The following is a 24,885-nucleotide window of genomic DNA, read 5'->3' on the forward strand; positions in this document are numbered from 1 at the left end:
ACCCTCTCTTCCCACCCCCACAAACCCCTCATCCTGAGGAGCATCGCCCCTTGGCGATGCGTCTCGAAGGACGAGGAACTCCAGAACGCACGACCCGCCAGCTTCCTGGACCCCCTCGTCCTTCGAGACGCAGGCCCAAGCGGGCCTGCTCCTCAGGATGCAGGACGTGGGTGCATGGCCAAACCTCTGCCTGACGCCTTCTCTCCTCCGTCATCCCCGGCGGCGCGAAGCGCCGGGAAGGGGATCCAGGGCCGCCGCGCCCATGGCCCCTGGATCCCCTTCCCCTCCGCGCCTGCGGCGCTTCGGCCGGGGATGACGGCGCTGTTGGCGCCAAACTCTGATCCACCGGACTGCATCGAATTCGCCAGCAAGATGCGTACGGATCTTGAAACTCGGCCATCTCCCCGCTTGCGCTCGCTCTCTCCTCCGTCATCCCCGGCGGCGCGAAGCGCCGGGAAGGGGATCCAGGGCCGCCGCGCCCATGGCCCCTGGATCCCCTTCCCCTCCGCGCCTGCGGCGCTCCGGCCGGGGATGACGGCGCTGAGAACACGAAACCTCATGGACCACGCCCGATGACCGCCACCACCACCCCGCGCGGCGCCATCGTGGGCGTCGATGTCGGCGGCACCTTCACGGATCTGTTCTATTTCGACGAGGCCGCGCGCCGCTTCGCCACCGCCAAGGCGCCGTCCAACCGGGGCGACGAAGCGGTGGGCTTCATCGAGGGGCTGAGGCGTCTCGGGCCCGTCTCCGCACTGGGCTCCATCGTGCACGGCACCACGGTGGGCACCAACGCGTTGCTGGAAAGGAAGGGCGCACGCATCGGCGTCATCACGACGCGCGGCTTTCGCGACGTTCTGGAGATGCGCCGCCGCGATCGGCCGCGCACCTGGGGCCTATGGGGCGATTTCACCCCCGTGGCCGACCGCGACATGCGCATGGAGGTCGACGAGCGCACCCTGGCGGACGGGACCATCCGCGAGGCGCTCGATCCAGCGCAAGTCCGCGACGTCGCCCGGGCGCTGCTCGCCAAGGGCGCGCAGGCGGTCGCGGTGGTGTTCATCAACGCCTACGCCAACCCGGCCAACGAGCGCGCCGCCGCAGCGGCGCTGCGCGAGATCTGGCCCAACGACGACATCTCGATCTCGTCCGAAATCCTGCCCGAGATCCGCGAATTCGAGCGCACCTCCACGACGGCGCTGAACGCCTACTTGCAGCCCGTGGTGGGCTCCTACCTCGGCAAGCTCACCGACGCGCTGGCGGCGGACGGGTTCACCGGCCAGTTCCACATCGTGCAAAGCAATGGCGGCGTGATGTCCACCGCCACGGCGCGGCGCCTGCCGGTGCGCACGGCCCTGTCCGGCCCGGCGGCGGGCGTCATCGCGGCCGCCGCCATCGCGCGCGCGGCCGGTTTCCCCAACGTCATCACGGGCGATCTCGGCGGCACCTCCTTCGACGTGTCGCTGATCGCGGGCGGCGAATCCACGTTGGCGGCGCAGACCACCATCGACTTCGGCATGGTGGTGCGCACGCCCATGATCGAGATCACCACCATCGGGGCCGGCGGCGGCTCCATCGCGCAGGTCGACAAGGGCGGCCTGTTGCAGGTCGGCCCCGAAAGCGCCGGCTCGCGCCCCGGCCCGGTCTGCTACGGCCAGGGCAACACGCGCCCCACCCTCACGGACGCCAACGTCGTGCTCGGCCGCATCAACGCCGAGCGGCCCATCGGCGGCAAGCTGGAGCGGCTCGACGTGGAGGCCGCCCGCGCGGCCATCCTGGAGCATGTCGGCGCGCCGCTCGGCCTCGGCGTCATGGAGGCGGCCGAAGCCGTGCTGCGCATCGCCAACGCCCGGCTGGCCGGCGCCATCCGGCTCGTCTCCATCGAGCGCGGGCACGATCCTGGCCGCTTCGCCATCATGCCCTTCGGCGGCGGCGGCGCGCTGCATGCCGGCGCGCTGATCGGCGAGGTCGGCCTCTCGGGGGCGGTGGTGCCGCGCTTCCCGGGCATCACCAGCGCGCTCGGCTGCGTGATCGCCGACTTGCGGCACGACCAGGTGCTCACCGTGAACCTCGACCTCGCCGGCCTCGACGCCGCCGCGCTGGACGCCCGCATGGCGCAGGCCGGGCGCGAAGCCCGCGCCGTTGTCGACGACGCCGGTATCGCGGTGGAGCGCGTCGACGTGCTCTACGAGCTCGACATGCACTACGGGGGCCAGACGCACACGGTCTCGGTCCCCCTCCCGGTCACGCTGCGCGACGGCGCGACCGGCGTGTCCGAAGCGATCGTCCGCGAGGCTTTCGAGACCGCCTACCAGAAGCAGTTCAGCCGCCTCCTGCCCGGCATCCCGGTCCGCATCGTCTCCCTGCGCACCGCCGCTGTCGGCCGGCGCCCGCCCTTCGACCTCGCCGCGCTCGCGCCCGACCCCGGTCTCACGCTGGACGCCGCCCGCCGCGGCTCCCGCCCGGTCTGGTTCGCGGGCGGCTGGCGCGACGCCGCCATCTGGTCGCGCCTCGACCTGCCGGTCGGCGCCGTGATCGAGGGCCCGGCCGTGCTGGAGCAGCCCGACGCCACCACGGTGCTCGACCCCGGCCTCAGCGCCAGGGTGGACGGGCTCGGCAACCTCATCGTCGGGAGGGGGAAACCGTTATGAATCCTGCGCCACTCTCGAAAGCCGACGGCGAAGCGATCCGCGCTAGCCTCTTTCGCATCGAGGACGAATTCAAGTGTTTGGCGGAGGTTGCCGAGCGCGTTGGCGACAAACGCCTGTTACGCGCCGTCGGGCTGGTCATGTCCAACCATATTGGCTGCCTCGACTATGAAGCCCTGCCAATCCTCATGAGGATCTGGCCGGATCTGTTCACGAAGGACACTTTCTTATTGGGCGATGGATTCGAACAATGAGCCGTGAGATCAACCCGCTCTCCTGCGCCGCCCTGCTGATCTGCGACCTGCAAAACGACTTCATCCACCCGCAGGGCGCCTATGGCCGCGCCGGCCAGACCGCCCCCGAGATCGCGGCCCTTCCGGCGCGCGTGAAGCCGCTCGCCGACCTCCTGCGCCGCGCAGGCGGCTGGATCGTCCAGACCCAGTTCACGCTCGTGCCCGCCAAGGGCGGCGAGCCCATGATCAGCCCGCATCTGCGGGAGCTTCGCCCCTTTCTGCGCAAGGGCGATTTCGAGCCCGGCGCCTGGGGCCACGCCCTGGTGGACGAACTCGCGCCGGCCGACCTCAGCGTCGAGAAGATCGCCTATTCGGCCTTCTACATGACCCGCCTCGAATGGGTGCTGCGCAAGGCCGCCATCGAGAAGCTCTATGTCTGCGGCATCGTCACCAATGGCGGCGTCGCCTCCACGGTCCGCGACGCCCATGTGCGCGACTTCGCCACCGTGGTCCTCTCCGACGGCTGCGCGGCCTTCTCGCCCGCCACCCACGACACCGCCATAGCGGCGCTCCGCCCGGTGTGCCGCGTGGCGTCGATCGCGGAAGCCATGGCGGAGCTCGGCGGAGAATGAACGCGGTTCTAAAAACGTCCAAGCATCTGAATTCAGCGCCGCAGCGCATTCCCCTCCCCCTTGTGGGGAGGGGCTAGGGGTGGGGGTCTTGCGAACGCGCGGGAAAGCCCGGCCAAACACCAAGGCCGAGACACCCCCACCCTCACTCCCTCCCCACAAGGGGGAGGGAAGCTCATCGAGCCTAGCCGCACGAAGGCAGGCAACCGCACTAGCATGGAAAGAGCCAGCCCATGAGCCGGGTTGAGCCCGCCTCCGGCGTTTCCTTTGACGCCCACGCGCCCGTGCTGATCGTCGGCGCCGGGGCGGCGGGGTTGTGCGCGGCTCTGGCCGCCACGGAGGCCGGCGCCGAGGTGGTGGTGCTGGAGCGCGATCCGCTGCCGCGCGGGTCCACGGCGCTGTCGGCAGGGCTCATCCCGGCGCCGGGCACGCGTTTCCAGCGCGATCACGGGATCACGGACAGCGCCGAGCTTTTCGCGGCCGATATCCAGCGCAAGAACGGCGGCGAGGCCGATCCCGTGGCGGTCGCAACCGTCGCGCAGGCCGCCGCGCCTGCGATCGAGTGGCTGGCGGACCGCTACGCCCTGCCCTTTTCGCTGGTGCATGATTTCGACTACCCGGGCCATTCGGCCCGCCGCATGCACGGCCTCCCGAGCCGCTCTGGCGCGGAACTGGTCGACCGCTTGCGCGAGGCCGCCGAGGCGGCCGGCGTCCCGATCCTCGCAGACGCGACCGTCACGACGCTGTTCGCCGACCCGGACGGCGCCGTGCGCGGCGTTTCGCTGGAGCGGCCGGACGGCACGACCGAGCGCATCGGCTGCGACGCCCTGGTGCTCGCCTGCAACGGCTATGGCGGCAATCCCGAGCTAGTGCGCCGCCACATCCCCGAGATGGACGGCGCGCTCTATTTCGGCCACCCCGGCAACCGCGGCGACGCGGTGCTGTGGGGCGAGGTGCTGGGCGCGGAGCTGCGCTTCCTCGGCGGCTACCAGGGGCACGGCTCGGTCGCGCACCCGCACGGCGTCCTGATCAGCTGGGCGGTCATCATGGAGGGCGGCTTCCAGGTGGACGCCGCCGGCCGGCGTTTCTCCGACGAGAGCCACGGCTATTCGGAGCAGGCCGCGACGGTCCTGCGCAAGGCCGGCGGCGTAGCGTTCGACATCTTTGACGCGCGGATCGCCGCCGTGGCGCGCCAGTTCGAGGATTTCCGCCAGGCCGAGGCCGCCGGCGCCGTGCTGGCGGGCGACACGATCGAGGAGCTCGCGGCCGTCGCGAAGCTGCCGGCGGATGCGCTTGCGGCGGAGCTGGAGGCGGTGGAGAGGCTGAAGGCGGTGGGCGGCGTCGATGCTTTCGGCCGCAGCTTCTCCGGCGTGCCGGCGCTGCGCCCGCCGTTCCGGGCCGTGCGGGTGACGGGCGCGCTGTTCCACACCCAGGGCGGCCTCGTCGTGGACGCATCGGCCCGGGTGCTGCGCCGGGAGGGAGGCGCGCTGCCGAACCTTTTCGCGGCCGGCGGCGCGGCGGCCGGCGTGTCCGGGTCAACGGCCGCCGGCTACCTGTCGGGCAACGGCCTTCTCACGGCCGTGACGCTGGGCCGGATCGCGGGCGCGACGGCGGGGCGCTTTGCGCTTGCGGCTGACGCGCCGCCGCGCCAAGGCTAGGGTCGACCATGCGCGAGCGCGCCCCGAGAGAGCCGAAGCCGATCCATGCCGGACGATATCCCATCCAGCCCGCCATCCCTGATCGCCCGGATCGATGACCTCGAGGTCCGCGCCGCCTACCAGGACCAGGTGATCGAGGACCTGAACAAGGTCGTGCTCGACCAGTGGACCGCGCTGGAGCAGATGCAGCGCCGCATGGCCGCGCTGGAGGATCGCCTGCGCGAGGTCCAGGCCAGCGTCGGCGCGGACGGGCAGGACGAGCCGCCGCCCCCGCATTATTGAGGCCGTACGCCGGGAGATCAGCATGGGACCGCTGCACGGCCTGAAGATCGTCGAGATGTCGAGCATCGGGCCTGCCCCTTATTGCGGCATGCTGCTGGCCGACATGGGCGCTGAGGTGATCCGCATCGACAGGCTGGAGGCTGCGGACCTCGGCTTTCCGGTGGAGCCGCGCTTCGACCTCCTGAACCGGGGCAAGCAGGCCGCCGCCGTGGACGTGAAATCGCCCGACGGCGCAGCGCTCGTGCTCGACCTCGTCGGCCGCGCCGACGCGCTGATCGAGGGCTTCCGGCCCGGCGTGATGGAGCGGCTTGGGCTGGGGCCGGACGCGTGCCTCGCCGCGAACCCGCGCCTCGTCTATGGCCGCATGACCGGCTGGGGCCAGACGGGGCCGCTCAGCGGCGACGTGGGCCACGACATCAACTACATCGCGCTCTCGGGCGTTCTCCATGCCATCGGGCCCGCCGAGGGGCCGCCCGTGCCGCCCCTCAACCTCGTGGGCGATTTCGGCGGCGGCGCGCTCTTCCTCGCCATGGGCATGCTGGCCGCCCTCCTGGAGGCGCGCAGCTCGGGCGTCGGCCAGGTCGTCGACGCCGCCATGGTGGACGGCGCCGCCAGCCTCATGACCATGCATCACGGCTACGTCCAGGCCGGCCTCTGGACCGACCGCCGTGGCGACTGCCCCCTCGGCGGCGCCGCCCCCTGGTACTCCACCTACGAAACCCTCGACCGCAAACACGTCGCCGTCGGGGCGATTGAGGGGAGGTTTTATCGGGCGCTGGTGCGCGGGCTCGGGCTGGAGGGCGCGGAGCTGCCGGGGCAGCATGAGCGGGCGCGCTGGGGCGAGTTGCGCGCGGCGTTCGCGGCCGTGTTCGCGACGCGCACGCGCGACGCGTGGGCGGACGCGTTTGCGGGCTCGGACGCCTGCGTGACGCCCGTGCTCGACGGCGCGGAGGCGGCGGCGCATCCGCACGCCCGGGCGCGCGACGCCTTCGTGGACGCGGGCGACGGCGTCCGCACGCCCGCGCCCGCGCCGCGCTTCAGCCGGACGCCCGGGCGCATCGCCGGTCCGCCCGCCGACGCGCGCACGCACACGCGCGAGAGCCTGCGCGCCTGGGGGCTGGCGGACGCTCGCCTGGACGCGCTCGCGGCGGCAGGCGCGATCGCGCCCTAGCGCACGGGCGCGCCCAGGTTCCCGATCAGCTGCCCGCGCGCCACATAGGCGTGCTCGGTCTGGCGCAGCACGTAGCCGGGCGTGGGCGCCCGGATGACGCGCGGCGCCGGGTCCGCGCCCGCCGTCGGGTGCACCAGCGCGACCACGTCGTCCGCGCCCACCCGCGCGCCCAGCGGCACGCGGTGCTCCACGAGCCCGGGCGCGTCCGCCACATACTGGCCCTCGGGCCCGGCCGTCACGTGCACGCCCCCGAACCGCGCGGGCGCCGGCGCCCCCGCCAGCGCGCCATACGCCCCCAGCGCGCGCCTGAGCCCCTCCTCCATGATCTCCAGCTCGGAGGTTTTGAGGCGGCCGCCGCCGCCTTCCACTTCGATGGAGGCGAGGTTCGCCTCCTTGGCGGCCCCGCAGGCGGTTTCGCGGATGCCGTCCACATGCTGGACGAACTCGTAGCCCCAGGCCTCCATGAGCGTCGTGAGCGCGGCCTCGTCGACCTTGCTGGTGGGCGTCGTGAAGCCGAACACCATCGGCACCACCGAGACGTCTCGACCGCCGGCATGGACGTCGATCAGGAGGTCCACGGCCGGAAACAGCGTGCCCGTCGCGAAGGCGGCGAGCTTCTCGGTGGGGGTGCCCTGCGGGTTGCCGGGAAACACCCGGTTCATGTTCTGGCCATCGAAGGGCGACAGCCGCTTGCCGGTCTCGGAAGCCGGGAAGTTGATGGACGGCGCAATGATGATGCGGCCGGTCACGTCCTCCGGCCGGATCGCGGCGGCGAGGCGCCGCAGCGCGATCTGCGCCTCGTACTCGTCGCCATGGACGCCGCCGAACAGCAGCACGGACGGGCCCGTCCCGTTGTTAATGCAGCACAGGACGTCGCCCGAGACGCCGTCCAGCGGGCCCACGAGGGGGCCGAGGTCGTAGAACGCCTTTCCAGGGCGGGCGGGATCGAATTCGGCGAGCATGACATGCCTTTCTGGTCGCGTTTTACCGGCCCGCGACGCTGTGCGTCGCGGGTTCGGGTCGAGTTGGCGGGTGGAAGCCGCTCAGGCGGCGCGGCTGACCTCGGCGGCCTGCAGCAGCGCGGCCGGCTTGTGGAAGCGCGTGGGCGAAAACACCTCGAGCGCCTCGGGCTTGGAACCTGTCACGATCCAGTCGGTCATCAGCTTGGTGAAGCCGAGCGAAATCGCGAAGCCATGCCCGGACCAGGCGTAGCCGTAGAGCGTGTTGGCCAGCGCCTCGGTCTGGCCGATCAGCGGGATCTGGTCCGCCGCAACGGTCTCGATCCGCGAGGCGTCGGCCTTCATGAAGGTCGAGTGGTCGATGAACGGGAAGGTCATGATCGCGTCCGTGACGTTCTGCGTCATGGAGCTCAGCGAGCCCTTCCAAAGCCCCTCGGGCGTATGCGCCACATGGGCGCCGCCCGACAGCATCAGCGTGCCGTCCGGGATCTGCTTCACGGCAAGGCGCCGGTGGGCGTGCGAGATCAGGTGGTTGATCTTCTTGTTCAGCGGGTTCGACACGTAGTGCATCTGCGGCATGAGGTTCCACACCGGGCTGAACTCGTGCGGCTTGAAGATCGGCTGCAGCAGCGTCTGCGCGCCCGCATTGGCGACGATCACCAGCCGTTCGCCGACCGGGATCACTTCGCCGCCGGCCAGCCGCACGCCGGTGGCGACGCCGCGCCCATGGAGGATCTCCTCCACCTTGGCCTGGGTGCGGATGGTCACGCCGGCCTTGGCGGCCTCCTTGGCGAATTGCTGGGTCGCGAAGGTGTGGTCGCCCACGCCGTCATTGGGGCAATACACCGCGCCGATGATCCCGGCGGCGAGCTCGGGCTCGCGCGCCAGCGTCTCGTCGCGCGACCACACCTCGGACGGGGCGCCGAGGCCGGACTGGGCGGCCGCCATGGCGTGCATGCGACCCATCACCTCGTGCTCGCGGTGGCCGTACGGGATGTCGAACACCTTGATGCCGCCGATCCGGCGATAGCCCACTCCGCCCTCGAAGGCCTGCTGGTAGTGGCTCCAGAGCTCGAGCGAGAGCGCGCAGACGGGAAGCTCGCGGAAGTCGCGGCCATTGGCGCGGACGCCGCGCTCGCCGGGACCGCCTGAGGCGCCGCCCGCGATCTCGCCGGCCTCGAGCAGCGTCACGCTCTTGCCCGCCTTGGCGAGCTGAAAGGCGAGGCTCGTTCCGTAGATGCCGCCGCCGACGATGACGATCTCGGAGGCCTGGTGTGTGCTGGACATCGGTTGGACCCTTTATGCTGAACGGGATGCCGGACGCGCCGGAAGCGCGTCGGCGAAGTGGCAGGCAGCTTGGCTGGCGCCGCCCGGCGCCGGCATGGGGGAAGGCTGGTCTTCCACGCAGCGCCGCGGCAGGCGGCCATGCGGGGTGTCGACCGCGGCGCCGGGCGAGCGCGCCGCAAGGAGCCGCGCGGCGGGGCAGCGCGTGTGGAAGCTGCACCCGGTCGGAACCGCAAGCGGGCTCGGGATGGAGCCCTCCAGCACGGCCCCGGCCGCCGCGCCGTGGTGGGAGGACGCCGCCATCAGGCTCTGCGTATAGGGGTGGCGCGGCGCGCCGCACACATCCTCGACGACGCCCTGCTCCACGAAGCGGCCGAGATACATGACGCCGACGGAGTCGGCCATGTGCTCCACCAGCCCGAGATCGTGCGTGATGATGATGAAGGTGAGCGAGAGACGCTGCTTCAGCTCCATCAAAAGGTTGATGATCTGGGCCTGAACGGAGACGTCCAGCGCGCTCACGGGCTCGTCGAGCACCAGGATCTCGGGCTCGCAGATGATGGCCCGCGCGATGGCGGCGCGCTGGCGTTGCCCGCCCGACAACTCGTGCGGGTAGCGATCGAGATGGGCGGCGTTGAGGCCCACCAGCGCCATCACGTCCGCAATCCGGGACTTGCGCGCATCGCGGCCGGGATGGAGGCCGTGCACCTGCAGGGCCTCCTCCAGCGTGTCGAACACCGTCATGCGCGGATCGAGCGAAGCGCGCGGATCCTGCAGCACGAGCTGGATCTTGCGCCGCAGCCCGCGCAGGGCTGCGCCGTCGAGCCCGGCCACCGCCGCGCCGTCCACCCGCACCTCGCCGGAGGTTGGCTGCAGAAGGCCCACCAGCAGGCGGGCGAGCGAGCTCTTGCCCGACCCGGACTCGCCCACGATCGCAAAGCAGCTGCCGCGCGGAATGCGGAACGAAACCCCGTCCACCGCCCGCGCGACCGGCGCGGGCGCTCCGCCAAACAGGGGGCGCCGCCCGACGAAGTGGCGGGAAACATCGGACACCGCAACCGCGTCGTCCGGCCGAGGCAGGTCGATGGACAATGCCGCGCTCATGCCCGGCCCTCCTCGGCGAAATGGCAGGCGACTTGGCGACCGTCGACCGGGCGCGCCGGCGGTTCGTGGGCGACGCATTCGGGACGACCGCGCGTGCGCTCGCAACGCGGCCGAAACGCGCAGCCGCCCGGCAGAGAACCCACCATGGGGGGCTCGCCCGCGATGGCGGGCAGCGGCGCGCCGCGGCGCGAGCCGCCCGGAACGGCGGAACGCAGCGCCTGGGCGTAGGGGTGGAGCGGGCTGCGCAGAACGGCCGCCGCCTCGCCGGCCTCCACCAGCGCGCCCGCATACATCACCGCAACGTCGTCGGCGAAGCGGGACACGAGGTTGAGGTCGTGGGTGACGATCAGGATCGCCATGCCGCGGCGGCGCTGGATGTCGCGCAGCAGCGCCAGGATCTGCTGCTGGATGGTGACGTCGAGCGCGCTGGTGGGCTCGTCGGCAAGCAGGAGCTGCGGGTCCTGCGCCAGCGCGATCGCGATCACGATGCGCTGCTTCATGCCGCCCGAGAACTGGTGCGGATACATGGCCAGCCGCCGCTCGGGGTCGGAGATGCCGACGTCTTCGAGAAGCGCGACGCAGCGCGCCCGCACGGCGGCGGCGTCGAGATCGGTCCCGATCCGGACGGCCTCGGAAAGCTGGGCGCCGACCGTCAGCACCGGGTTGAGCGCGCTGGCGGCGTCCTGGAACACGACGCCGATCTTGCGGCGGCGCAGCTCCATCAGGGCGGCGGGCGAGAGCCCGACCGCCGAGGAGCCGCCGACCGCGATCGAGCCTTCCACGACCGCCACCTGGGCCGGATTGGCCAGCGTCGCGATGGCGCGCAGCAGCGAGGTCTTGCCCGAACCGGATTCGCCCACCACCGCGAGCGTGCGGCCGGCCTGCAGCGTGATGTCGACACCGCGCACGACCTCCAGCAGGCCGGCGGGCGTGCGGAACGCAAGGCGCAGCCCGCGCACCGACAGGGCCGGAACGGCGTCGCCCTCCCCGGCCGCCGCGCCGAGCGGCGCGACCCTGGGGCGGCGCAGCCGGTCGAGCCAGGAGCGGCGCGGCGCGGCGCCCCGGCTGGTCGGATCGTAGACGGTGCGCAGCGCATCGCCGAGCAGGTTGAAGGCGAGCGCCGACCCGGCCAGGAACAGCCCCGGGAAAGTCGCCAGATGCGGGTGGCTGCGAATGTAGGAGCGAGCCTCGCCCAGCATTGTGCCCCATTCGGGGAATGGCGGCTGCGTGCCGAGCCCAAGGAATCCGAGGCCGGAAGCCGACAGCAGCGTCGAGGCGAACAGGAGCGTCGAGAGCGTCAGCAGCGTGCCCGAGATGTTGGGCAGCACATGGCGCAGGATGATGCGCGACGGCCGCGCCCCGAGCGAGGACAGGCCCTCCACATAGGGCTCAGCCAGGATGCTGAGCGTCACGGCCCGCGCCGTGCGGGCGAAGATCGGGATCGACACCACGCCGACCGCGATGATGACGTTCTGCGTGTTGGCGCCCAGGATGGCGACGATCGCGAGCGCGAACACGATGTCGGGGAAGCTCAGCATCACGTCGATGGCGCGCATCACCACGACGTCGAACCAGCCGCGCCGCCAGGCCGCGAGCACGCCCAGCGGCACGCCCACCAGAAACGCAAAGGCGACGCCGCCGACGCCCACCCCCAGCGTGGCGCGGGCGCCAAGGAGGATGCGGCTGAACACGTCCCGGCCGAGCTGGTCCGTGCCGAACCAATGCAGGGCGGATGGCGGCTTCAGCGTCTGGGCGAAGTTCTGCTTGAACGGATCGAGCGGCGCCAGCATGGGGCCGAACACGGCCAGCAGCAGGTAGCCGAGCACCAGCGCGAGGCCGATCGCGCCCTTGGGCTGCGAGACGATGCGGCGCAGCGTCAGCCAGCGCGAGCGCGGCGCCCGCGCCTCGGCGCGCTCGGGCGTCGCGCCCAGCGCCATGGAGTCCACCGCGGCCGTCATGCGGCCCTCCTTTCCTCGCGGGTGCGGGGATCGAGCCACTGGGTCAGCAGGTCGGTGGCGAGGTTGATGAGCACGAAGAAGATCGCGAACATCAGGATCGTGTACTGGACGACCGGGTAGTCGGCGCGCGACACGGCGTCCACCAGCAGGCGGCCGACGCCCGGAATGCCGAACACCGTCTCGGTGACCACCGAGCCGCCCAGCATGCCGCCGAACTGCACGCCCGCGACGCTGACGGCCGCGACGAGCGAGTTGCGCAGCGCGTGCGAGACGATGACGCGGGTTTCGCTGAGCCCCTTGGCGCGGGCAGTGTCGAGGTAGTCCTTGCTCATCGCCTCCAGCAGGCTGGCGGTGATCAGGCGGCTGAACATCGCGGTGGGGCGTGTTGCGACCACCAGGATGGGCAGCACGAAGTGCATGGGCGTGGACGCGCCGGCGGCCGGGACCCAGCCGAGATACACGGCGAAGAACCAGATGCAGAGGAGCCCGAGCCAGTAAATCGGCATCGAAATGCCGGTCAGCGTCAGCACGGTGATGACCGCCTCGGCGAAGCCGCCCTGGCGCAGCGCGCAGACGACGCCCGACACCGTGCCGACCACGAGCCCGAGCGCCAGGCCCCCGATGGCGACGATCAGCGTGTTCGGGAGCCGCTCGGCGAGCTCCACCGCGACCGGCCGGTGGGTGCGGAAGGAAGTCGCGATCGACGGGTCCCACAAGCCCTTCAGAAACAGGCCGTAGCGGGTCAGCAGGGGCTGGTTGAGCCCCAGAAACTCGCGGATGCTTTGCACCTCGGCGTCGGTCGCCGCCGGCCCGGCCAGCATCTGGGCCGGGTCGCCGGGGATCATGTCCATGAAGAAGAAGACCAGCAGGGACACGACGAAGAGGGTCGGAAGGGCCTGGGCCAGGCGTCGGGGGATGAACATGGCCGTCTCCGTTGCGGGAGGGCTATTTCAGGGTGACCTTGTCGAACACCAGCGTCTCGTTGGGCTGCACTTCCAGGCCCTGCACCTTGTTGGACACGCCGAGCGCCTGGGTCTGGTACCAGAGGAAGATGAAGGGCTGCTCGTTCCAGACGATCTCCTGGACCTCGCCATAGATCTCCTTCTGCTTCGCCGGATCGGTGACGCGCCGGCCCTCGGCCAGGAGGTCGTCGACCTTGGGATTGCTGTAGCCGGTGCGGTTGGCGCCGACGCCGGTCTTGAACAGACGGAACAGCGTGTAGTCCATGCCCGCGGTGGCGCGGCCCACCATGCCCATGTTGTCGGTGCGCTGGGCGGGATCGAGCCCGATCACCTTGCTCCAGGTGCCGCGGTCCACCACGTTGGCGGTGGCCTTGACGCCGATGTTCTCCAAGGAGCCCGCGATGGCCTGGCAGACCTGCGCGTCCTTGATGTAGCGCCCGTTGGGGCACGTCATGGTGAGCTGCAGAGCGCCCGGCTTGTAGCCGGCTTCGGCGAGCAGCTTTTTCGCGCCTTCGGGGTCGAACTTGATTGGCGGGAAGGTGCGGCGCAGCTCGTCCTGCGTGCCGGGGCCGACCATGCCGACGGACGGCGTGCCGAGGCCGCCCAGGATGCCCTCCGCCATGCCCTGGCGGTCGATGGCCATGTTGAGCGCCTTGCGGACCTTGGCGTCCTGGAGCGGGCCGCGCAGCACGAGCTCCATGTTGATGGAGAACATGCTCGGCGGGTTAATGACCTTGGCGGTCTTCAGGGCGTTGATGGCCGGCATGGACTCGGGCGGCACGCGCTCCACCACGTCGACGCCGCCGGTTTCCAGCAGCGCCATGCGTGCGCCGTCCTCCGGCGCGACCGTGAAGTCGATGGCCTTGAGGGTGGCCGGGTAGTCGCCCGAATAGGTCGGGTTGGGGACGAGGCGGAAGCTCTCGCCGCCGATGAACTTCTCCACCATGTAGGGGCCGCTGCCGACCGGCTTGCGGCCATATTCGGCGCCCATCTGCGCGACCGCCTTGACGTTGACGATGCTCGCGGCCGTGTTGGCCAGCAGCATCAGCACGTGGCCGTTGGGCTCGGACAGGTGGAACTCCACGGTGTCCTCGCCCACCGCCTTGGCGGAGCCCAGCGAGGCGTAGAGGCCGCGATAGATGGAGCCGACCTTCTCGTCGAGCAGCCGGTTGAAGCTGGCCGCCACCGTCTCGGCGTTGAGCGGGTCGCCATTGCTGAATTTCTTTCCGGTCTTGATCTTGACCGTGAAGACCTTGCCGTCGGCCGAGAAGCCGTAGTCGGTCGCGAGGTTCTTCTGGATGTTGTTCTTGGGGTCGAGCCGGAAGAGCCCCTCCAGCACCGCGAGATCCACCGCATTGGCGACCGGCAGGTCGTTGAAGGCGGGATCGAAAGTGGCCGGATCGGCCCCGATGGCGACCCGCAGCACGCCCTCCGGCGCCGCCATCGCGGCCGTGGAGCCCAGAACGCCCGCCACGACGGCGGCGTATCGAACAAGACGCAGCTTCTCCATAGCCGTGGTTCCCCAATGCCTGTCGGTTTCGATTGTCCGCGGGGGATCAGCACTGCGCGAACCCCGGTGAATGCCCCCGGCGGCGCGGTTCTCAGCCTGAATGGGCGCTGGGGTGGGGCCGATCGATCAGGGCCGTCTTCCAGCGACACCATCAGGAGATACGAAAGGCGCCATTGCCTCAAATCACTAATTCGCCGATCTTCATTACCTGCGGTTATGGCGAGGCGGCATGAACTACCGTCAGGTCGAGGTGTTCAAGGCCATCATGGACAGCGGCTCCGTGACGGGCGCGGCCGCGATCCTGCGCATCTCGCAGCCGGCCGTCACCCAGGCGCTGCGGCTGCTGGAGCTCGACCTGGGGCTGCAGCTCTTTATCCGCACCACCAAGGGCATCGCCGCCACCGACGAGGCCCGCGCGCTCTACGGCGAGGTGGAGCGCACCTATTTCGGCATGCAGAACCTGAAGCGCTTCGCCGGCGGCCTGCGCGACCGCAAGCAGGGGCGCGTGGTCGTCACCGTGATCCCGACGCTCAGCGTCGCTTGGCTGCCCCTGATGGCGGCGCGCTTCGCCAAGACGCATCCGGGCGTGACGCTGTCGCTCTACTCGGACAACTCCGCCGACGCGGTGCGGCTGGTGGGATCGGGCGAGATCGACATCGGCATCGCGCAGATCCGCAGCGAGGAGACCAACCTCGCCCGCCGCAAGCTCTTCGACCTGGAGGGCTTCGCGGCGCTTCCCGCCGGCCACCGCCTCGCAGCGCAGCAAAGCGTATCCCCGGCCGACCTCGCGGGCGAGCCGATCATCTCGCTCGGCCCCGCCGACGAGTTCCGCCGCCGCCTCGCCGCCGCCATGGAGGCCGCGGGCGCGCGCTACAGCTCGGTAATCGACGTCAGCCTCGGCCTCACGGTCTGCGCGATGGTGGAGCACGGGCTCGGGGTCGGCGTGGTGGATTCGGAGACCGCGCGCCTGCGGGCGGATTCGGGCGTGATCTTCCGCCCCTTCGCGCCGCGCCTGGCGGTGCCGATCTACATGTTCCGGCAGCGCCACCGACAGGCCAGCGGCGTCGCTGAGGCTTTCAGCGCCAGCCTCCAGCCGCCGCCGCCGTTCCGGCCCTGACCCGCTCAGCCGGTCAGGCGCGCGATTGCCCCCTCGAGGTCGGCGATGCCGTAGGGCTTCATCAGCAGCAGCATGCGGTCGTCCAGCACCAGCCGCTCGTCAGGCTCCAGCCCCGTGGCGACGATGATCGGCATGCGCGGATGCAGGGTGCGGACGGCTTCCAGAAACGTCTCGGCCCGGATTTCATCCGCGAGGCCGAGGTCGGAGATCACGAGGTCGATCGGCTCGCCGCGGATCACCTCCAGCGCCTCCGCGATGGTGTCCGCCTCGACAATGCGGTGGCCCAGATCCTCCAGGCTCGCCGAAATGTTCACTGCAATGTGCGGATCGTCCTCGATCACCAGGATACGCATGGCGCCGGCACTCCCAACGAGCCCGATCGTAGCATGAAGGCGCGTGGGAACGAAAAGATGCAGACTCCAGCGTCGTAACGCCGTGCGCGACGCTCACCGAAAACGTGAGCCGATCCTGAGAAGATATTGATCTGAAACGAAGTGGCGGGAGAGACGGGGCTCGAACCCGCGACCTCCGGCGTGACAGGCCGGCGCTCTAACCAACTGAGCTACTCCCCCGCGGGGCGGACCGTCGAAGTGGTCCGCTGCGGTGGCGCTGAATTACGGGACGGCCTCCCCCCTGTCAACAGGCCAGACGCGAATTTCAGCCCACCACCGGCGGCGCCGCAGCCGCGGCCGAGCCCGAGCCGTTCGGGTATAATGAATGACTTGTTGGATTTCCCGGAGTTTGCAACGCCCGCAAGGCGTTCAGGATCACGGCGACATCGATCGCCTCCTGCAGCAGCGCGCCTTGCAGCGGCGTGAGATAGCCGAGGCTGGCGGCGATCATGCCCGCCACAGACAGGCCCATGCCGACCCAGACGCTCTGCAGCGCGATTCGGCGGGCGCGGCGCCCGATGCGCACGGCGGTCGGCAGCCGGGCGAGATCGTCGACCAGGATCACGGCGTCGGCCGCTTCCGAGGCGGCCGCCGCGCCGCGCGATCCCATTGCGACGCCGACGTCGGCCGCCGCCAGCGCGGGCGCGTCGTTGACGCCGTCGCCCACCATCACGGAGACGCCGTGGGCGGCCTCCCGGCCCACTGCCGCGACCTTCTCGGCCGGGCTCGCGCCGGCCAGCACGAGATCGATCGGCAGGCCCCGCACGGCCGCCCGGGCGACAGCCTCGGCGTCTCCCGTCACCAGCACGATGCGGCGCACGCCCTCGGCCCGAAGCGCCGCCAGGGCCTCGGCGGCTTCCGGCCGCACGATGTCCTGGAGCGTGATGGCGCCCGCCATCCGGTCGCCCAGGCCCACATAGGCGGTCATGCCGCGCTCCTGCCCGTCGCGGCGCCGCTGCGTCGCCCAAGCGCTGTCACTCACGGCTCCGGCGACGTGCTCGAAGGAGCCGACCGCCACCTGCCGGTCGCCCACCCAGCCGGTCAGGCCGGCGCCATGCGTCTCCACCACGTCCCGGGGCAGCGCCAAAGCCCCCTGCCCGCGCGCATGGTCGGCGATGGAGGCCGAGACGCCATGCCCCGAGCCTTGCGCCAGGGCGCCGGCGGCGGCGAGCACCTCCTCGGCCGAATGGCGCCCGTCGGTGTCCACCGCCACCACTTTCGGGGTCCCGACGGTGAGCGTGCCGGTCTTGTCGAACAGCAGCACCCGGGCCTGCCCGAGGCGCTCCAGCACGCCGGCGTTCTTGATCAGCACGCCCGCCCGCGCGCAGCGCGACATGCCGGCCACGATCGCGACCGGAACGGCCAGGATCAGCGGGCACGGGGTCGCGACCACAAGAACGGCCAGCACGCGCAAGGCGTCGTGGCTGACGAACCACGTCGCCGCCGCCAGCCCGATCGTCAGGGCGAGAAACAGCAGCGCGTAGCGGTCGGCCAGCCGCGCCATGGGGGCGCGCGACGACTGGGCGCTCGCCACCATGCGGACGATGCCCGCATAGGCGCTCTCCGACGCGCGGCGTCGCACCTCCAGCGCGAAGGCGCCGCCCGCGTTTGAGCAGCCGCTCATGACGTCCTCGCCGGCCATGATGCGGACCGGCAGCGATTCGCCCGTCATGGCGGATTGGTCGACCAGCGCTTCGCCGGACGCCACAACGCCGTCTGCCGGCGTCACCTCTCCGGGCCGCACCAGCAGCCGGTCGCCGGGCTGGACGCTCTCCAGCGGCACGGACACGAGCTCCTCGCCCTCGTAGCGCAGGGCGGTGCGCGGCGCGCGCGCCAGAAGGGCCGTCATGTCCCGGCCGGCGCGGCGCTCCGCAAAGGCCTCCAGCATGTTGCCGCCGGCATACATTAGCGCCACCACGGCGGCGGCCAGCATCTCGCCGAGCGCGAGCGCGCCGCTCATCGACAGCGCGGCGACGATGTCGAGCCCAAACTCGCCCCGGCGCAGGCTGGACAGAATGGAGGCGACGAGCCCCGCCAGGATCACGGCCGCGCCGGCCGCCCACAGGATGGCGGCCCAGTCCGGTCGGCCCAACGCCGCGCAGCCGAGGCCCGAGCCCAGGCCCAGCAGCGCGATCGCGAACAGGAATCGTTTGAGTGTGTCGTCAGCCAAGGGCGTTCTCCGTGGCCCTTTTCTGGACCACGGGGCCGGGTGGCGCATTGTGCGGGATCAACCGAGGAAGGGCTGCCTCATATTCCGAGCGGAGCCTTATTGCGCCTCGCCCTGATCCCTGGCGACCTCCGCAGCTCGCCACTTCGCGACGCGCGAACCCATCCACCATCATAGCGAGCCGGAGGCCAAGCGCTCCAGTTTCAAAGCCGGTTCTTCAGGGTGGACTGCTTCGCTGCGCCCGCAACAACGGAAGGGTTTCACGAATCACGAGCGCTCAACGCCGTTCCGGAGAGGTCGAAGTCTTCCAGCGTCTGCATGTCGCGGCCGAACCAGGCGCGGATCCCGGCCTTGCGGCGACCGAGATAACGCGGCTCGCCGTTCTCCAGCACCATCGGCAGGTCGTGGCCGGGCACCAGGATGGTCCCGGGGCGCTCGCGCCAGCGGTCCCAGATGGCCGCGATGCTGGCCCCGCTGACGGCTGCGTCGTAGGTCATGTCGGTGTCGCCCGACAGGAGCTCGGCCCGGTTCTTGGCCGCGTCGCCGGTGAAGACCACGTCGCGCTCGGGCGTGCGCCAGTGGAACACGAGGCAGCCCGGCGTGTGGCCGGGCGCGAGGTGGGCGGTCATGCCGGGGAACACCTCGGCGCCGTCCTCCACTTTCTCGCAGGTCGGCCAGTCGTCCAGCGTGCGGACATAGAGCTCCGGCACCGGCGTCTCGCCCCAGGGCTGTTCCAGCGCCCATCCCATCTCGGCCGCGCCGACGACGATCCGGGCCTGGCGAAACAGCGTCCAGTTCACCGAGTGGTCGAAATGCGAGTGCGTCAGCAGCAGGTCGGTCACGTCGGCGGGCCGCAGCCCGCGCTGGGCGAGCTGGTCGATCACGAACTGGCGCATGCCGAAATTGCCGGCGTCCACCAGCGCGACCCGGTCGCCCGACCGGATCAGCGCCACTGTACTCCAGCCGAGCCCGCCATGGCAGGTCGACTTGCCGGGAAAGCCGCTCACCAGCAGGTCGACCGGCATCGGGGCTGAGGGGTCGATGAGGCTCATGCGATGGTCCCGCCGGATCGGTTCGTCATGGTGCGGAGGTCCGGCCGAACAGGAACTCGACCGTTTCCATCGCGTCCAGCGGCGGCAGCTCCACCACGCAGTAGTCCCCGCGCCGCTCCACCGCAATCTCGCGGTCGGCGAACACCAGGCGGGCGGTCCGCCCGGTGAAGCTTTCCGGCGCCCGGACCTCTAGCTTCAGTCCGTGCAGCGGCGTCAGTTCCTCGATGATGCGCCGCTGGCCGGTGTTGAAGCTGCCGGGGGCCGAGAAGTTCACCAGCGAGACCACGAGCCGGTCGTCGCGCTCGTGCACGGCGAGGTCCACCAGCCCGGGCCCTTGCAGGCGCGCCACGTCCTTGAAGCGCGGCGCGCTTTTCACGGCGTTGCCGATGAGGCGAAACAGGTCGCGCAGCCCATAACGGAAGCCGATCGCGTCCGGCTGCCATGGGAAGTGGATCAGCCGGCCGGACCCCACCGGACGATCAATCAGCATGGGATAGTCGGTGACGTGCTCGATCACGTTGAACTCCGGCACGCTGATGCCGCTGCCGACCTCGCCCTCCACCGGCGGGATCAGCGTGATGGGGGCCACCCTGTCGTCGGCGCCGGGCGCGCGGCTGAACACGATGTCGCCCGCCACCGGCAGGAGGTCGGTGCCGTCGAAGCCGGCCATCAGCGGGTCGGCCGGGTCGCGGATCGCCGCATAGGCGGCGCGCAGGCCCTTCCAGGCGACGCCGGTCGCGGTCACGCCGGCCAGGCGCTCCAGCAAAGGCGTGGCGTGGGGCGCGCCGAGTTCGTCCGCCTCGCCGGTGCGGAAGGTCGACACCACGAGGCCGCCCGCGCGGGCGAAGGCCTCCACCGCCTCGCAGGCGGCGGCCGACAGGCACGCCACGTTGGGCAAAACGACCGTGCTGTACCCGTTCAGCGCATCCGCCGTGATGCGATGGTCGGACAGGATGTCGAACGGGATGCGCCGATCCATCATGGCGTTGTAGGAGCCGCGGAAGTGGTCGAGATAGCGGAAGCTCGGGTCCTTGTGGCCGTAGTTGTCAAGGCTGTGGCGGGAGAACACCAGCGCGACCTCGGCGGACGAGCGGTTGCCCAGGTAGGTTTCGCGGTTGGCTTTGAAGCGCGCCATCAGGTCGCGCAGGCTGTCGAGGCCGCGCCGGTCGAAGTGGCGCTCCTGGTAGCCGGTGACGTGGATCCACGGCATCACGCCCTGGGCCATGATCTGCCCGGCCCACATCCGGTTCTCGGCCGCCGGCACCGCATAAAAGCGCCACCACGGCAGGAAGTAGCTCACCGTGATGCCGCCGCCCTTCTCGGGCGCGAGCGAACGCATGTAGCGCGCCTCCAGGCCGGGCCAGAACATGTTGGTGTAGCGGCGCTGCGCCTCCAGCACGATCGCGTCCTGAAACGGCTCCGTGTAGTCGAGGTCCCAGCCGCCGACGCGCGAGTGATCCCAGCTTTCGGCCACCTGGCTCAGCGGAATCCAGGCGCTCTCGGGCCGCACGCGGTTCTTCAGCGCCTGAACTTCCGCGTTCCACTCGGCGATGCACTCGTAGCGCCACTCGTTGTAGCGCCTCCAGGTTTCGTCGGCCCAGTTCTCCACCGGGATCGCCTGTCCGGTGCGGGCGCGGAACTTCGTCTGGCAGGCGCCGCAATGGCATTGCGCGGTGTGCCAAGGCGCGAATTGCGCCGCGTTGGCCCACACGGCGTCGAATGGATAGCGCGTCAGCATCTCCTCCAGCACGCGCATCATGAAGTCGCGGTAGTAGCCGCCGTTGGGGCAGGTCACGAAGTGGCCGTGCACCGCCACGGGCTTGCCGTCGCGGTCCTGCACGAACCATTCGGGCCGTTCCTCATAGAGCGCGCGCGACGCCATGGAGGGATCGATGCGGGCGATCGGCCGGATGTTGCGCCGCTTCAGCGCCGCGATCAGCTCGGCCGGGATGTCGCGGTCGCCCAGCCCCTCGGCCCGGGGGTGATGCTTGATGGCCGTAGGGTAGAACGCCACGATGCCGCCGACCGAGAAGCCGAGGCCGTCGAGCGAGAACGACTGGGCGAAATCCGCCATCTTCTCGACGTCCCAGGTGGCGGCGTCGGTCTCGCGCAGCGTCATGATCATGACGAGCGCCTGCTTGAGCCAGGTGTGATCGATGGGTGCGGTCATGGCTTACCTTGGAGATTGGCTGCGCGGCGCCGACGGCGCGAAAGCGCGGCGGATCGAGGCGGCGGCGGCGGTCAGGCCGCCGCGCCGGCGTTGAGGATCGGGTCGGAGGCCAGCAATTCGCGCGTGTAGGCGTGCTGGGGGTTGGTGAAGATCTGCCGTGTCGGCCCCTGCTCGACGATCACGCCCTTGTGCATCACGAGCACGCGGTCGGCGAAGCTGCGCACCACCGGCAGGTCGTGGGCGATGAACAAATAGGACAGGCCAAACTCGTCCTTCAGGCTCTGCAGCAGCGCGATCACCTGCGCCTGCACGGAGACGTCGAGGGAGGACACGGCCTCGTCGCAGATGATGATCTCGGGCTTCAGGGCGAGCGCCCTCGCGATGGCGATACGCTGGCGCTGCCCGCCCGAGAACTGGTGCGGATAGCGCGCCGCGTGGTCGCGCTGCAGGCCGACCTGCACCAGCAGGTCGCCGACGCGCTCGTCCCACTGCTCGCGCGGCAGCACATCGCGATGGATCATCCAGGGCTCGGCGATGATGTCGCGCACGCTCATGCGCGGATTGAGCGAGGCGGTGGGATCCTGGAACACCATCTGGATCTGGCGCTGCGCCACGGGCCGCGCGGCGGCGTCATGCACGAGGCTGCGATCCCGATAGAACGCGTCGCCCGCGGTGGCCTGCTCCAGCCCGATCAGGGTGCGCACCAGCGTCGACTTGCCAGAACCGGACTCACCGACGATGCCGAGCGTTTCGCCGCGCCCCAGCGTGAACGACACGCCGTCCAGCGCCAGCACGGGCGGCCTTGCGGCGCGAAACAGCCCGCCGGGGCTGTCATAGCGCTTGGTCAGCTTCTCCACGCGCAGCAGCGTCTCCCGCGCGGCGACGACCGGCTGCTCCGGGAAGCCGTGACGTCCCGGAACCGAGTCGAGCAGGCTTCGCGTGTAGGCGTGCTTGGGAGCGGAAAACACCTCCCGCACCGGGCCGGTCTCGACGATGCGGCCGCCCTGCATTACGGCGACCCGGTCGGCCATCTCGGCGACGACGCCGAGATCGTGCGTGATCATCAGCAGGCCCATGCCCCGCTCGCGCTGCAGGTCCTTCAGCAGGCGCAGGATGCGGGCCTGCACGGTGACGTCGAGCGCCGTGGTGGGCTCGTCGGCGATCAGCAGGTCCGGATCCAGCGCGATCGCCATCGCGATCATGATGCGCTGGCGCTGGCCGCCCGAGAACTGGTGCGGATAGTCGTTGAAACGCGCCTGTGCGTCGGGCAGCCCGACGCGCTCGAGCAGCTCGAGCGCCTTGGCGTCGGCGGCCCCACGCTGGCCGTGGGACCGGAACGTCTCGGCCACCTGCCAGCCGACCGGGTAGACCGGGTTCAGGGCCGCCAGCGTGTCCTGGAACACCATGGCTATGCGCGAGCCGTTGATCTCGCGCTGGCGCTCGGGAGTCGCGCGCAGCAGGTCCTCGCCGCAATACAGCACCTCGCCGGAGGTGATGCGGCCGGGCGGGCAGTCGATCAGCCCCATCAGGGCGGACGAGCTGACGCTCTTGCCCGACCCGCTCTCGCCCAGGATGGCGAGCGTCTCGCCCTTGTGGATGCTCCAGGACACGTCGCGCACGGCGTGGACGACCTGGTCCTGCGTGTGGAACTCGACCGACAGATTGCGGACGTCCACGAGGCGGCTCAACCCGTCAGACATTGGACGACCTCCGTTCTTCGAGGCGCCAGCGCTGAACCGGATCGGAAACGATCCTGACCCAATTGGCGAGCAGATTCAGAGACATGGCCGTGAGCGTGATGGCGAGGCCGGGCCAGAACGCTACCCACCAGGCGGTGCGGAGGTAGCTCTGCCCCTGCGCCACCATCGCGCCCCAGGTGAACTCCGGCGCCTGGATGCCGAGGCCAAGGAAGCTCAGGCTCGATTCCGACAGCATCACGAAGGCGAATTCGAGCGTCGCGATCGTCACCAGCGTCGGCGTCACGGTGGGGCGGATGTGGCGCCAGACGATGCGCCCTGGCGATGCGCCCATCACACGCGACGCCACCACGAAGGTGCGCTCGCGGATCTCCAGCACCTCGGCGCGCGTGGTGCGCAGGTAGATCGGGATGCGGGTGATCGCCAGCACCAGCACGACGTTCAGCACGCCCGGCTTCATCACGTAGAGCACGATCATGGCGAGCAGCAGCGACGGGAAGCTCATCAGGATGTCGGCGACCCGCATGATGACGCCGCTGGTCCAGTCGTTGCGGTAGCCCGACACGAAGCCGAGCGCCGAACCCACCAGCAGCGAGCCGAGCACCGCGCAGCCGGCGAGCAGCATGGTGTTCTGCGCGCCCACGATGATGCGCGCCAGGATGGAGCGGCCGAGCGAGTCGGCGCCCAGAACGTAGAGCCAGCCATACTGCGTGGAGAGCGGCGGCGCGTTGCGCGCCATCAGGTTGATCTTGGTCGCGACCGTTCCGAACAGCCAGGGGCCGAAACAGGCCGCCAGCAGCACGAGGAGCAGGAACAGCACGGCCGAGAACGCGAACTTGTCGCGCCAGAGCAGCAGCAGCGACTGGCGCCAGAACGGGGTCTCGCTGGCCGGGATGGTGGGAACCGCCATGGTCATCCGGCCCTCACGCGTGCTTGATGCGGGGATCGAGCCCCGCATAGGCGAGGTCGATCACGATGTTGAGGAGAAAAATCGCGCCGGCGGTCACGATCACGCCGGCCTGGATCACGGCAAAGTCGCGGTACTGGATCGACTCGATCATCAGCCGGCCGATGCCCGGCAGGCCGAAGATCATCTCCACCACGACGGCGCCGTTGATCATGCCGGAGGCCTGGTCGCCCGCCACCGTGATGATCGGCAGCATGGCGTTGCGCAGGGCGTGCACGAAGACGATGGCGCGTCCGCTGACGCCCTTGGCGCGGGCTGTCTTCACATAGGCGGAGGACAGCGCGCTGATCATCGCGCCGCGTACGACCTGGGCAAGCAGTCCGCAGGGGCGCACCGCCAGCACCAGCACGGGCAGGATCCAGAAAGTGACGTCGCCCGAGCCGGACGTCGGCAACCACCGCAGCCACACGGCGAAGATCAGCACGCTCACCAGCGCGAGCCAGAAATTCGGAAGGCTCGCGCCGGCCAGCGACAGCACGTTGACGAAGCGGTCCAGCGCGCCGTTGGGGCTGCGGGCCGCGAGCGATCCCGCGACCACGGCGACCACGAGCGCCACCGTCATGGCGCTGCCGGCCAGGATCAGCGACGTCGGGAAGGCCGCCAGGACGAGGCTCAGCGCCGGCTGCTCCAGCCGCAGCGAGCGACCGAAGTCGAGCCCGCCGAGGTTGGCGACAAAGCGCCCGAACTGCACCAGCAGCGGATCGTCGAAGCCATTGGCCTTGGAGAACGCAGCCCGCACGTCGGCCGGCGCGTCGATCGGTAGATAAAGATCGGTCGGGTTGCCGGTGAGCCTCGCCAGAAAGAACACGAGAATGACCAGCCCGATCATCGAGATCGCGCTGTGCAACACTCTGGTGGCGACATATCCGTTCACGGGACCCTCCCGACGTCTTTGGTTGCGACGGCGGCGCGCCGCTGGCGACGC

The 24,885-nt window shown here is 70.4% G+C and carries 20 protein-coding genes and 1 tRNA gene; 7 read left to right on the plus strand and 14 right to left on the minus strand.

The genetic code is table 11. From position 1 onward, the window contains the following. Positions 1 to 572 precede the first annotated feature (572 nt). The 6 genes from AC1DSZ_RS02230 (at position 573) to AC1DSZ_RS02255 (ending at position 6,621) form a co-directional block, all read left to right on the plus strand. The gene (locus tag AC1DSZ_RS02230) at positions 573 to 2,651 is read left to right on the plus strand and encodes a hydantoinase/oxoprolinase family protein (RefSeq protein WP_476836758.1); all 2,079 of its coding nucleotides are present in this window, start codon (positions 573 to 575) and stop codon (positions 2,649 to 2,651) included. Beyond that, positions 2,648 to 2,902, plus strand: a complete 255-nt coding sequence (locus AC1DSZ_RS02235) for a hypothetical protein (protein ID WP_476836759.1) — start codon at positions 2,648 to 2,650, stop codon at positions 2,900 to 2,902. Before AC1DSZ_RS02230 ends, AC1DSZ_RS02235 begins: the two co-directional genes overlap by 4 nt. Continuing rightward, positions 2,899 to 3,513, plus strand: a complete 615-nt coding sequence (locus tag AC1DSZ_RS02240; protein ID WP_476836760.1) for a cysteine hydrolase family protein — start codon at positions 2,899 to 2,901, stop codon at positions 3,511 to 3,513. Before AC1DSZ_RS02235 ends, AC1DSZ_RS02240 begins: the two co-directional genes overlap by 4 nt. A gap of 230 nt (positions 3,514 to 3,743) precedes the next feature. Then, a complete protein-coding gene (locus AC1DSZ_RS02245; protein ID WP_476836761.1) occupies positions 3,744 to 5,168 on the plus strand; it encodes an FAD-dependent oxidoreductase in 1,425 nt (474 codons plus the stop codon). Between the two features lie 45 nt (positions 5,169 to 5,213). Beyond that, entirely contained in the window at positions 5,214 to 5,450 is a 237-nt protein-coding gene (locus AC1DSZ_RS02250; RefSeq protein WP_476836762.1) for a SlyX family protein, read from the plus strand. A 22-nt stretch (positions 5,451 to 5,472) separates the two neighbouring features. Next, positions 5,473 to 6,621, plus strand: a complete 1,149-nt coding sequence (locus AC1DSZ_RS02255) for a CaiB/BaiF CoA transferase family protein (protein ID WP_476836763.1) — start codon at positions 5,473 to 5,475, stop codon at positions 6,619 to 6,621. On the opposite strand, the gene AC1DSZ_RS02260 is transcribed toward AC1DSZ_RS02255, so the two are convergent. The 6 genes from AC1DSZ_RS02260 to AC1DSZ_RS02285 all read right to left on the minus strand — a co-directional run bounded on the left by AC1DSZ_RS02260 (position 6,618) and on the right by AC1DSZ_RS02285 (position 14,398). Continuing rightward, positions 6,618 to 7,583 (minus strand): M14 family metallopeptidase, encoded by a 966-nt coding sequence (locus AC1DSZ_RS02260; RefSeq protein ID WP_476836764.1) that lies wholly within the window; start codon positions 7,581 to 7,583, stop codon positions 6,618 to 6,620. The genes AC1DSZ_RS02255 and AC1DSZ_RS02260 overlap by 4 nt on opposite strands. A gap of 81 nt (positions 7,584 to 7,664) precedes the next feature. Next, complete coding sequence (locus tag AC1DSZ_RS02265) at positions 7,665 to 8,867, minus strand: NAD(P)/FAD-dependent oxidoreductase (protein ID WP_476836765.1); 1,203 nt, start codon at positions 8,865 to 8,867, stop codon at positions 7,665 to 7,667. 12 nt (positions 8,868 to 8,879) lie between these two features. Then, the gene (locus AC1DSZ_RS02270; protein WP_476836766.1) at positions 8,880 to 9,968 is read right to left on the minus strand and encodes an ABC transporter ATP-binding protein; all 1,089 of its coding nucleotides are present in this window, start codon (positions 9,966 to 9,968) and stop codon (positions 8,880 to 8,882) included. Further along, positions 9,965 to 11,926 carry a dipeptide/oligopeptide/nickel ABC transporter permease/ATP-binding protein gene (locus AC1DSZ_RS02275; RefSeq protein WP_476836767.1) on the minus strand — a complete coding sequence of 654 codons (1,962 nt, stop codon included), beginning with the start codon at positions 11,924 to 11,926 and terminating at the stop codon, positions 9,965 to 9,967. Before AC1DSZ_RS02275 ends, AC1DSZ_RS02270 begins: the two co-directional genes overlap by 4 nt. Further along, the gene (locus AC1DSZ_RS02280; protein ID WP_476836768.1) at positions 11,923 to 12,849 is read right to left on the minus strand and encodes an ABC transporter permease; all 927 of its coding nucleotides are present in this window, start codon (positions 12,847 to 12,849) and stop codon (positions 11,923 to 11,925) included. Before AC1DSZ_RS02280 ends, AC1DSZ_RS02275 begins: the two co-directional genes overlap by 4 nt. Before the next feature lie 22 nt (positions 12,850 to 12,871). After that, positions 12,872 to 14,398, minus strand: coding sequence for an ABC transporter substrate-binding protein (locus AC1DSZ_RS02285; protein WP_476836769.1), 1,527 nt, complete (start codon positions 14,396 to 14,398; stop codon positions 12,872 to 12,874). A 229-nt stretch (positions 14,399 to 14,627) separates the two neighbouring features. On the opposite strand from AC1DSZ_RS02285, the gene AC1DSZ_RS02290 reads away from it, so the two are divergent. Continuing rightward, positions 14,628 to 15,515, plus strand: coding sequence for a LysR family transcriptional regulator (locus AC1DSZ_RS02290; RefSeq protein WP_476836770.1), 888 nt, complete (start codon positions 14,628 to 14,630; stop codon positions 15,513 to 15,515). Positions 15,516 to 15,520: 5 nt separating this feature from the next. Here AC1DSZ_RS02290 and AC1DSZ_RS02295 read toward each other — a convergent pair whose 3' ends face one another. The 8 genes from AC1DSZ_RS02295 to AC1DSZ_RS02330 form a co-directional block, all read right to left on the minus strand. Continuing rightward, the gene (locus AC1DSZ_RS02295) at positions 15,521 to 15,868 is read right to left on the minus strand and encodes a response regulator (protein WP_476836771.1); all 348 of its coding nucleotides are present in this window, start codon (positions 15,866 to 15,868) and stop codon (positions 15,521 to 15,523) included. Positions 15,869 to 16,010: 142 nt separating this feature from the next. Continuing rightward, positions 16,011 to 16,087, minus strand: a tRNA-Asp gene (locus AC1DSZ_RS02300). Between the two features lie 85 nt (positions 16,088 to 16,172). Continuing rightward, positions 16,173 to 18,077 carry a heavy metal translocating P-type ATPase gene (locus AC1DSZ_RS02305; protein ID WP_476836772.1) on the minus strand — a complete coding sequence of 635 codons (1,905 nt, stop codon included), beginning with the start codon at positions 18,075 to 18,077 and terminating at the stop codon, positions 16,173 to 16,175. Positions 18,078 to 18,334: 257 nt separating this feature from the next. Further along, positions 18,335 to 19,126 (minus strand): MBL fold metallo-hydrolase, encoded by a 792-nt coding sequence (locus AC1DSZ_RS02310; protein ID WP_476836773.1) that lies wholly within the window; start codon positions 19,124 to 19,126, stop codon positions 18,335 to 18,337. 25 nt (positions 19,127 to 19,151) lie between these two features. Further along, entirely contained in the window at positions 19,152 to 21,296 is a 2,145-nt protein-coding gene (locus tag AC1DSZ_RS02315) for a beta-galactosidase trimerization domain-containing protein (protein WP_476836774.1), read from the minus strand. A 71-nt stretch (positions 21,297 to 21,367) separates the two neighbouring features. After that, a complete protein-coding gene (locus tag AC1DSZ_RS02320) occupies positions 21,368 to 22,996 on the minus strand; it encodes an ABC transporter ATP-binding protein (protein ID WP_476836775.1) in 1,629 nt (542 codons plus the stop codon). Beyond that, positions 22,989 to 23,909 carry an ABC transporter permease gene (locus AC1DSZ_RS02325; protein ID WP_476836776.1) on the minus strand — a complete coding sequence of 307 codons (921 nt, stop codon included), beginning with the start codon at positions 23,907 to 23,909 and terminating at the stop codon, positions 22,989 to 22,991. Before AC1DSZ_RS02325 ends, AC1DSZ_RS02320 begins: the two co-directional genes overlap by 8 nt. 7 nt (positions 23,910 to 23,916) lie before the next feature. Further along, on the minus strand, positions 23,917 to 24,834 hold the full coding sequence (locus AC1DSZ_RS02330) for an ABC transporter permease (RefSeq protein WP_476836777.1): 918 nt from the start codon (positions 24,832 to 24,834) through the stop codon (positions 23,917 to 23,919). Positions 24,835 to 24,885 lie beyond the last annotated feature (51 nt).

It is taken from the genome of Alsobacter sp. P4_H11 (genome assembly GCF_056400925.1).

Coding starts and splice junctions, on each gene's coding strand:
- AC1DSZ_RS02275 (WP_476836767.1), bottom strand. CDS start 11,926: ATGACGGCCGCGGTGGACTCCATGGCGCTGGGCGCGACGCCCGAGCGC.
- AC1DSZ_RS02285 (WP_476836769.1), bottom strand. CDS start 14,398: ATGGAGAAGCTGCGTCTTGTTCGATACGCCGCCGTCGTGGCGGGCGTT.
- AC1DSZ_RS02320 (WP_476836775.1), bottom strand. CDS start 22,996: ATGTCTGACGGGTTGAGCCGCCTCGTGGACGTCCGCAATCTGTCGGTC.
- AC1DSZ_RS02260 (WP_476836764.1), bottom strand. CDS start 7,583: ATGCTCGCCGAATTCGATCCCGCCCGCCCTGGAAAGGCGTTCTACGAC.
- AC1DSZ_RS02310 (WP_476836773.1), bottom strand. CDS start 19,126: ATGAGCCTCATCGACCCCTCAGCCCCGATGCCGGTCGACCTGCTGGTG.
- AC1DSZ_RS02290 (WP_476836770.1), top strand. CDS start 14,628: ATGAACTACCGTCAGGTCGAGGTGTTCAAGGCCATCATGGACAGCGGC.
- AC1DSZ_RS02265 (WP_476836765.1), bottom strand. CDS start 8,867: ATGTCCAGCACACACCAGGCCTCCGAGATCGTCATCGTCGGCGGCGGC.
- AC1DSZ_RS02235 (WP_476836759.1), top strand. CDS start 2,648: ATGAATCCTGCGCCACTCTCGAAAGCCGACGGCGAAGCGATCCGCGCT.
- AC1DSZ_RS02280 (WP_476836768.1), bottom strand. CDS start 12,849: ATGTTCATCCCCCGACGCCTGGCCCAGGCCCTTCCGACCCTCTTCGTC.
- AC1DSZ_RS02295 (WP_476836771.1), bottom strand. CDS start 15,868: ATGCGTATCCTGGTGATCGAGGACGATCCGCACATTGCAGTGAACATT.
- AC1DSZ_RS02250 (WP_476836762.1), top strand. CDS start 5,214: ATGCCGGACGATATCCCATCCAGCCCGCCATCCCTGATCGCCCGGATC.
- AC1DSZ_RS02315 (WP_476836774.1), bottom strand. CDS start 21,296: ATGACCGCACCCATCGATCACACCTGGCTCAAGCAGGCGCTCGTCATG.
- AC1DSZ_RS02240 (WP_476836760.1), top strand. CDS start 2,899: ATGAGCCGTGAGATCAACCCGCTCTCCTGCGCCGCCCTGCTGATCTGC.
- AC1DSZ_RS02270 (WP_476836766.1), bottom strand. CDS start 9,968: ATGAGCGCGGCATTGTCCATCGACCTGCCTCGGCCGGACGACGCGGTT.
- AC1DSZ_RS02245 (WP_476836761.1), top strand. CDS start 3,744: ATGAGCCGGGTTGAGCCCGCCTCCGGCGTTTCCTTTGACGCCCACGCG.
- AC1DSZ_RS02255 (WP_476836763.1), top strand. CDS start 5,473: ATGGGACCGCTGCACGGCCTGAAGATCGTCGAGATGTCGAGCATCGGG.
- AC1DSZ_RS02325 (WP_476836776.1), bottom strand. CDS start 23,909: ATGACCATGGCGGTTCCCACCATCCCGGCCAGCGAGACCCCGTTCTGG.
- AC1DSZ_RS02230 (WP_476836758.1), top strand. CDS start 573: ATGACCGCCACCACCACCCCGCGCGGCGCCATCGTGGGCGTCGATGTC.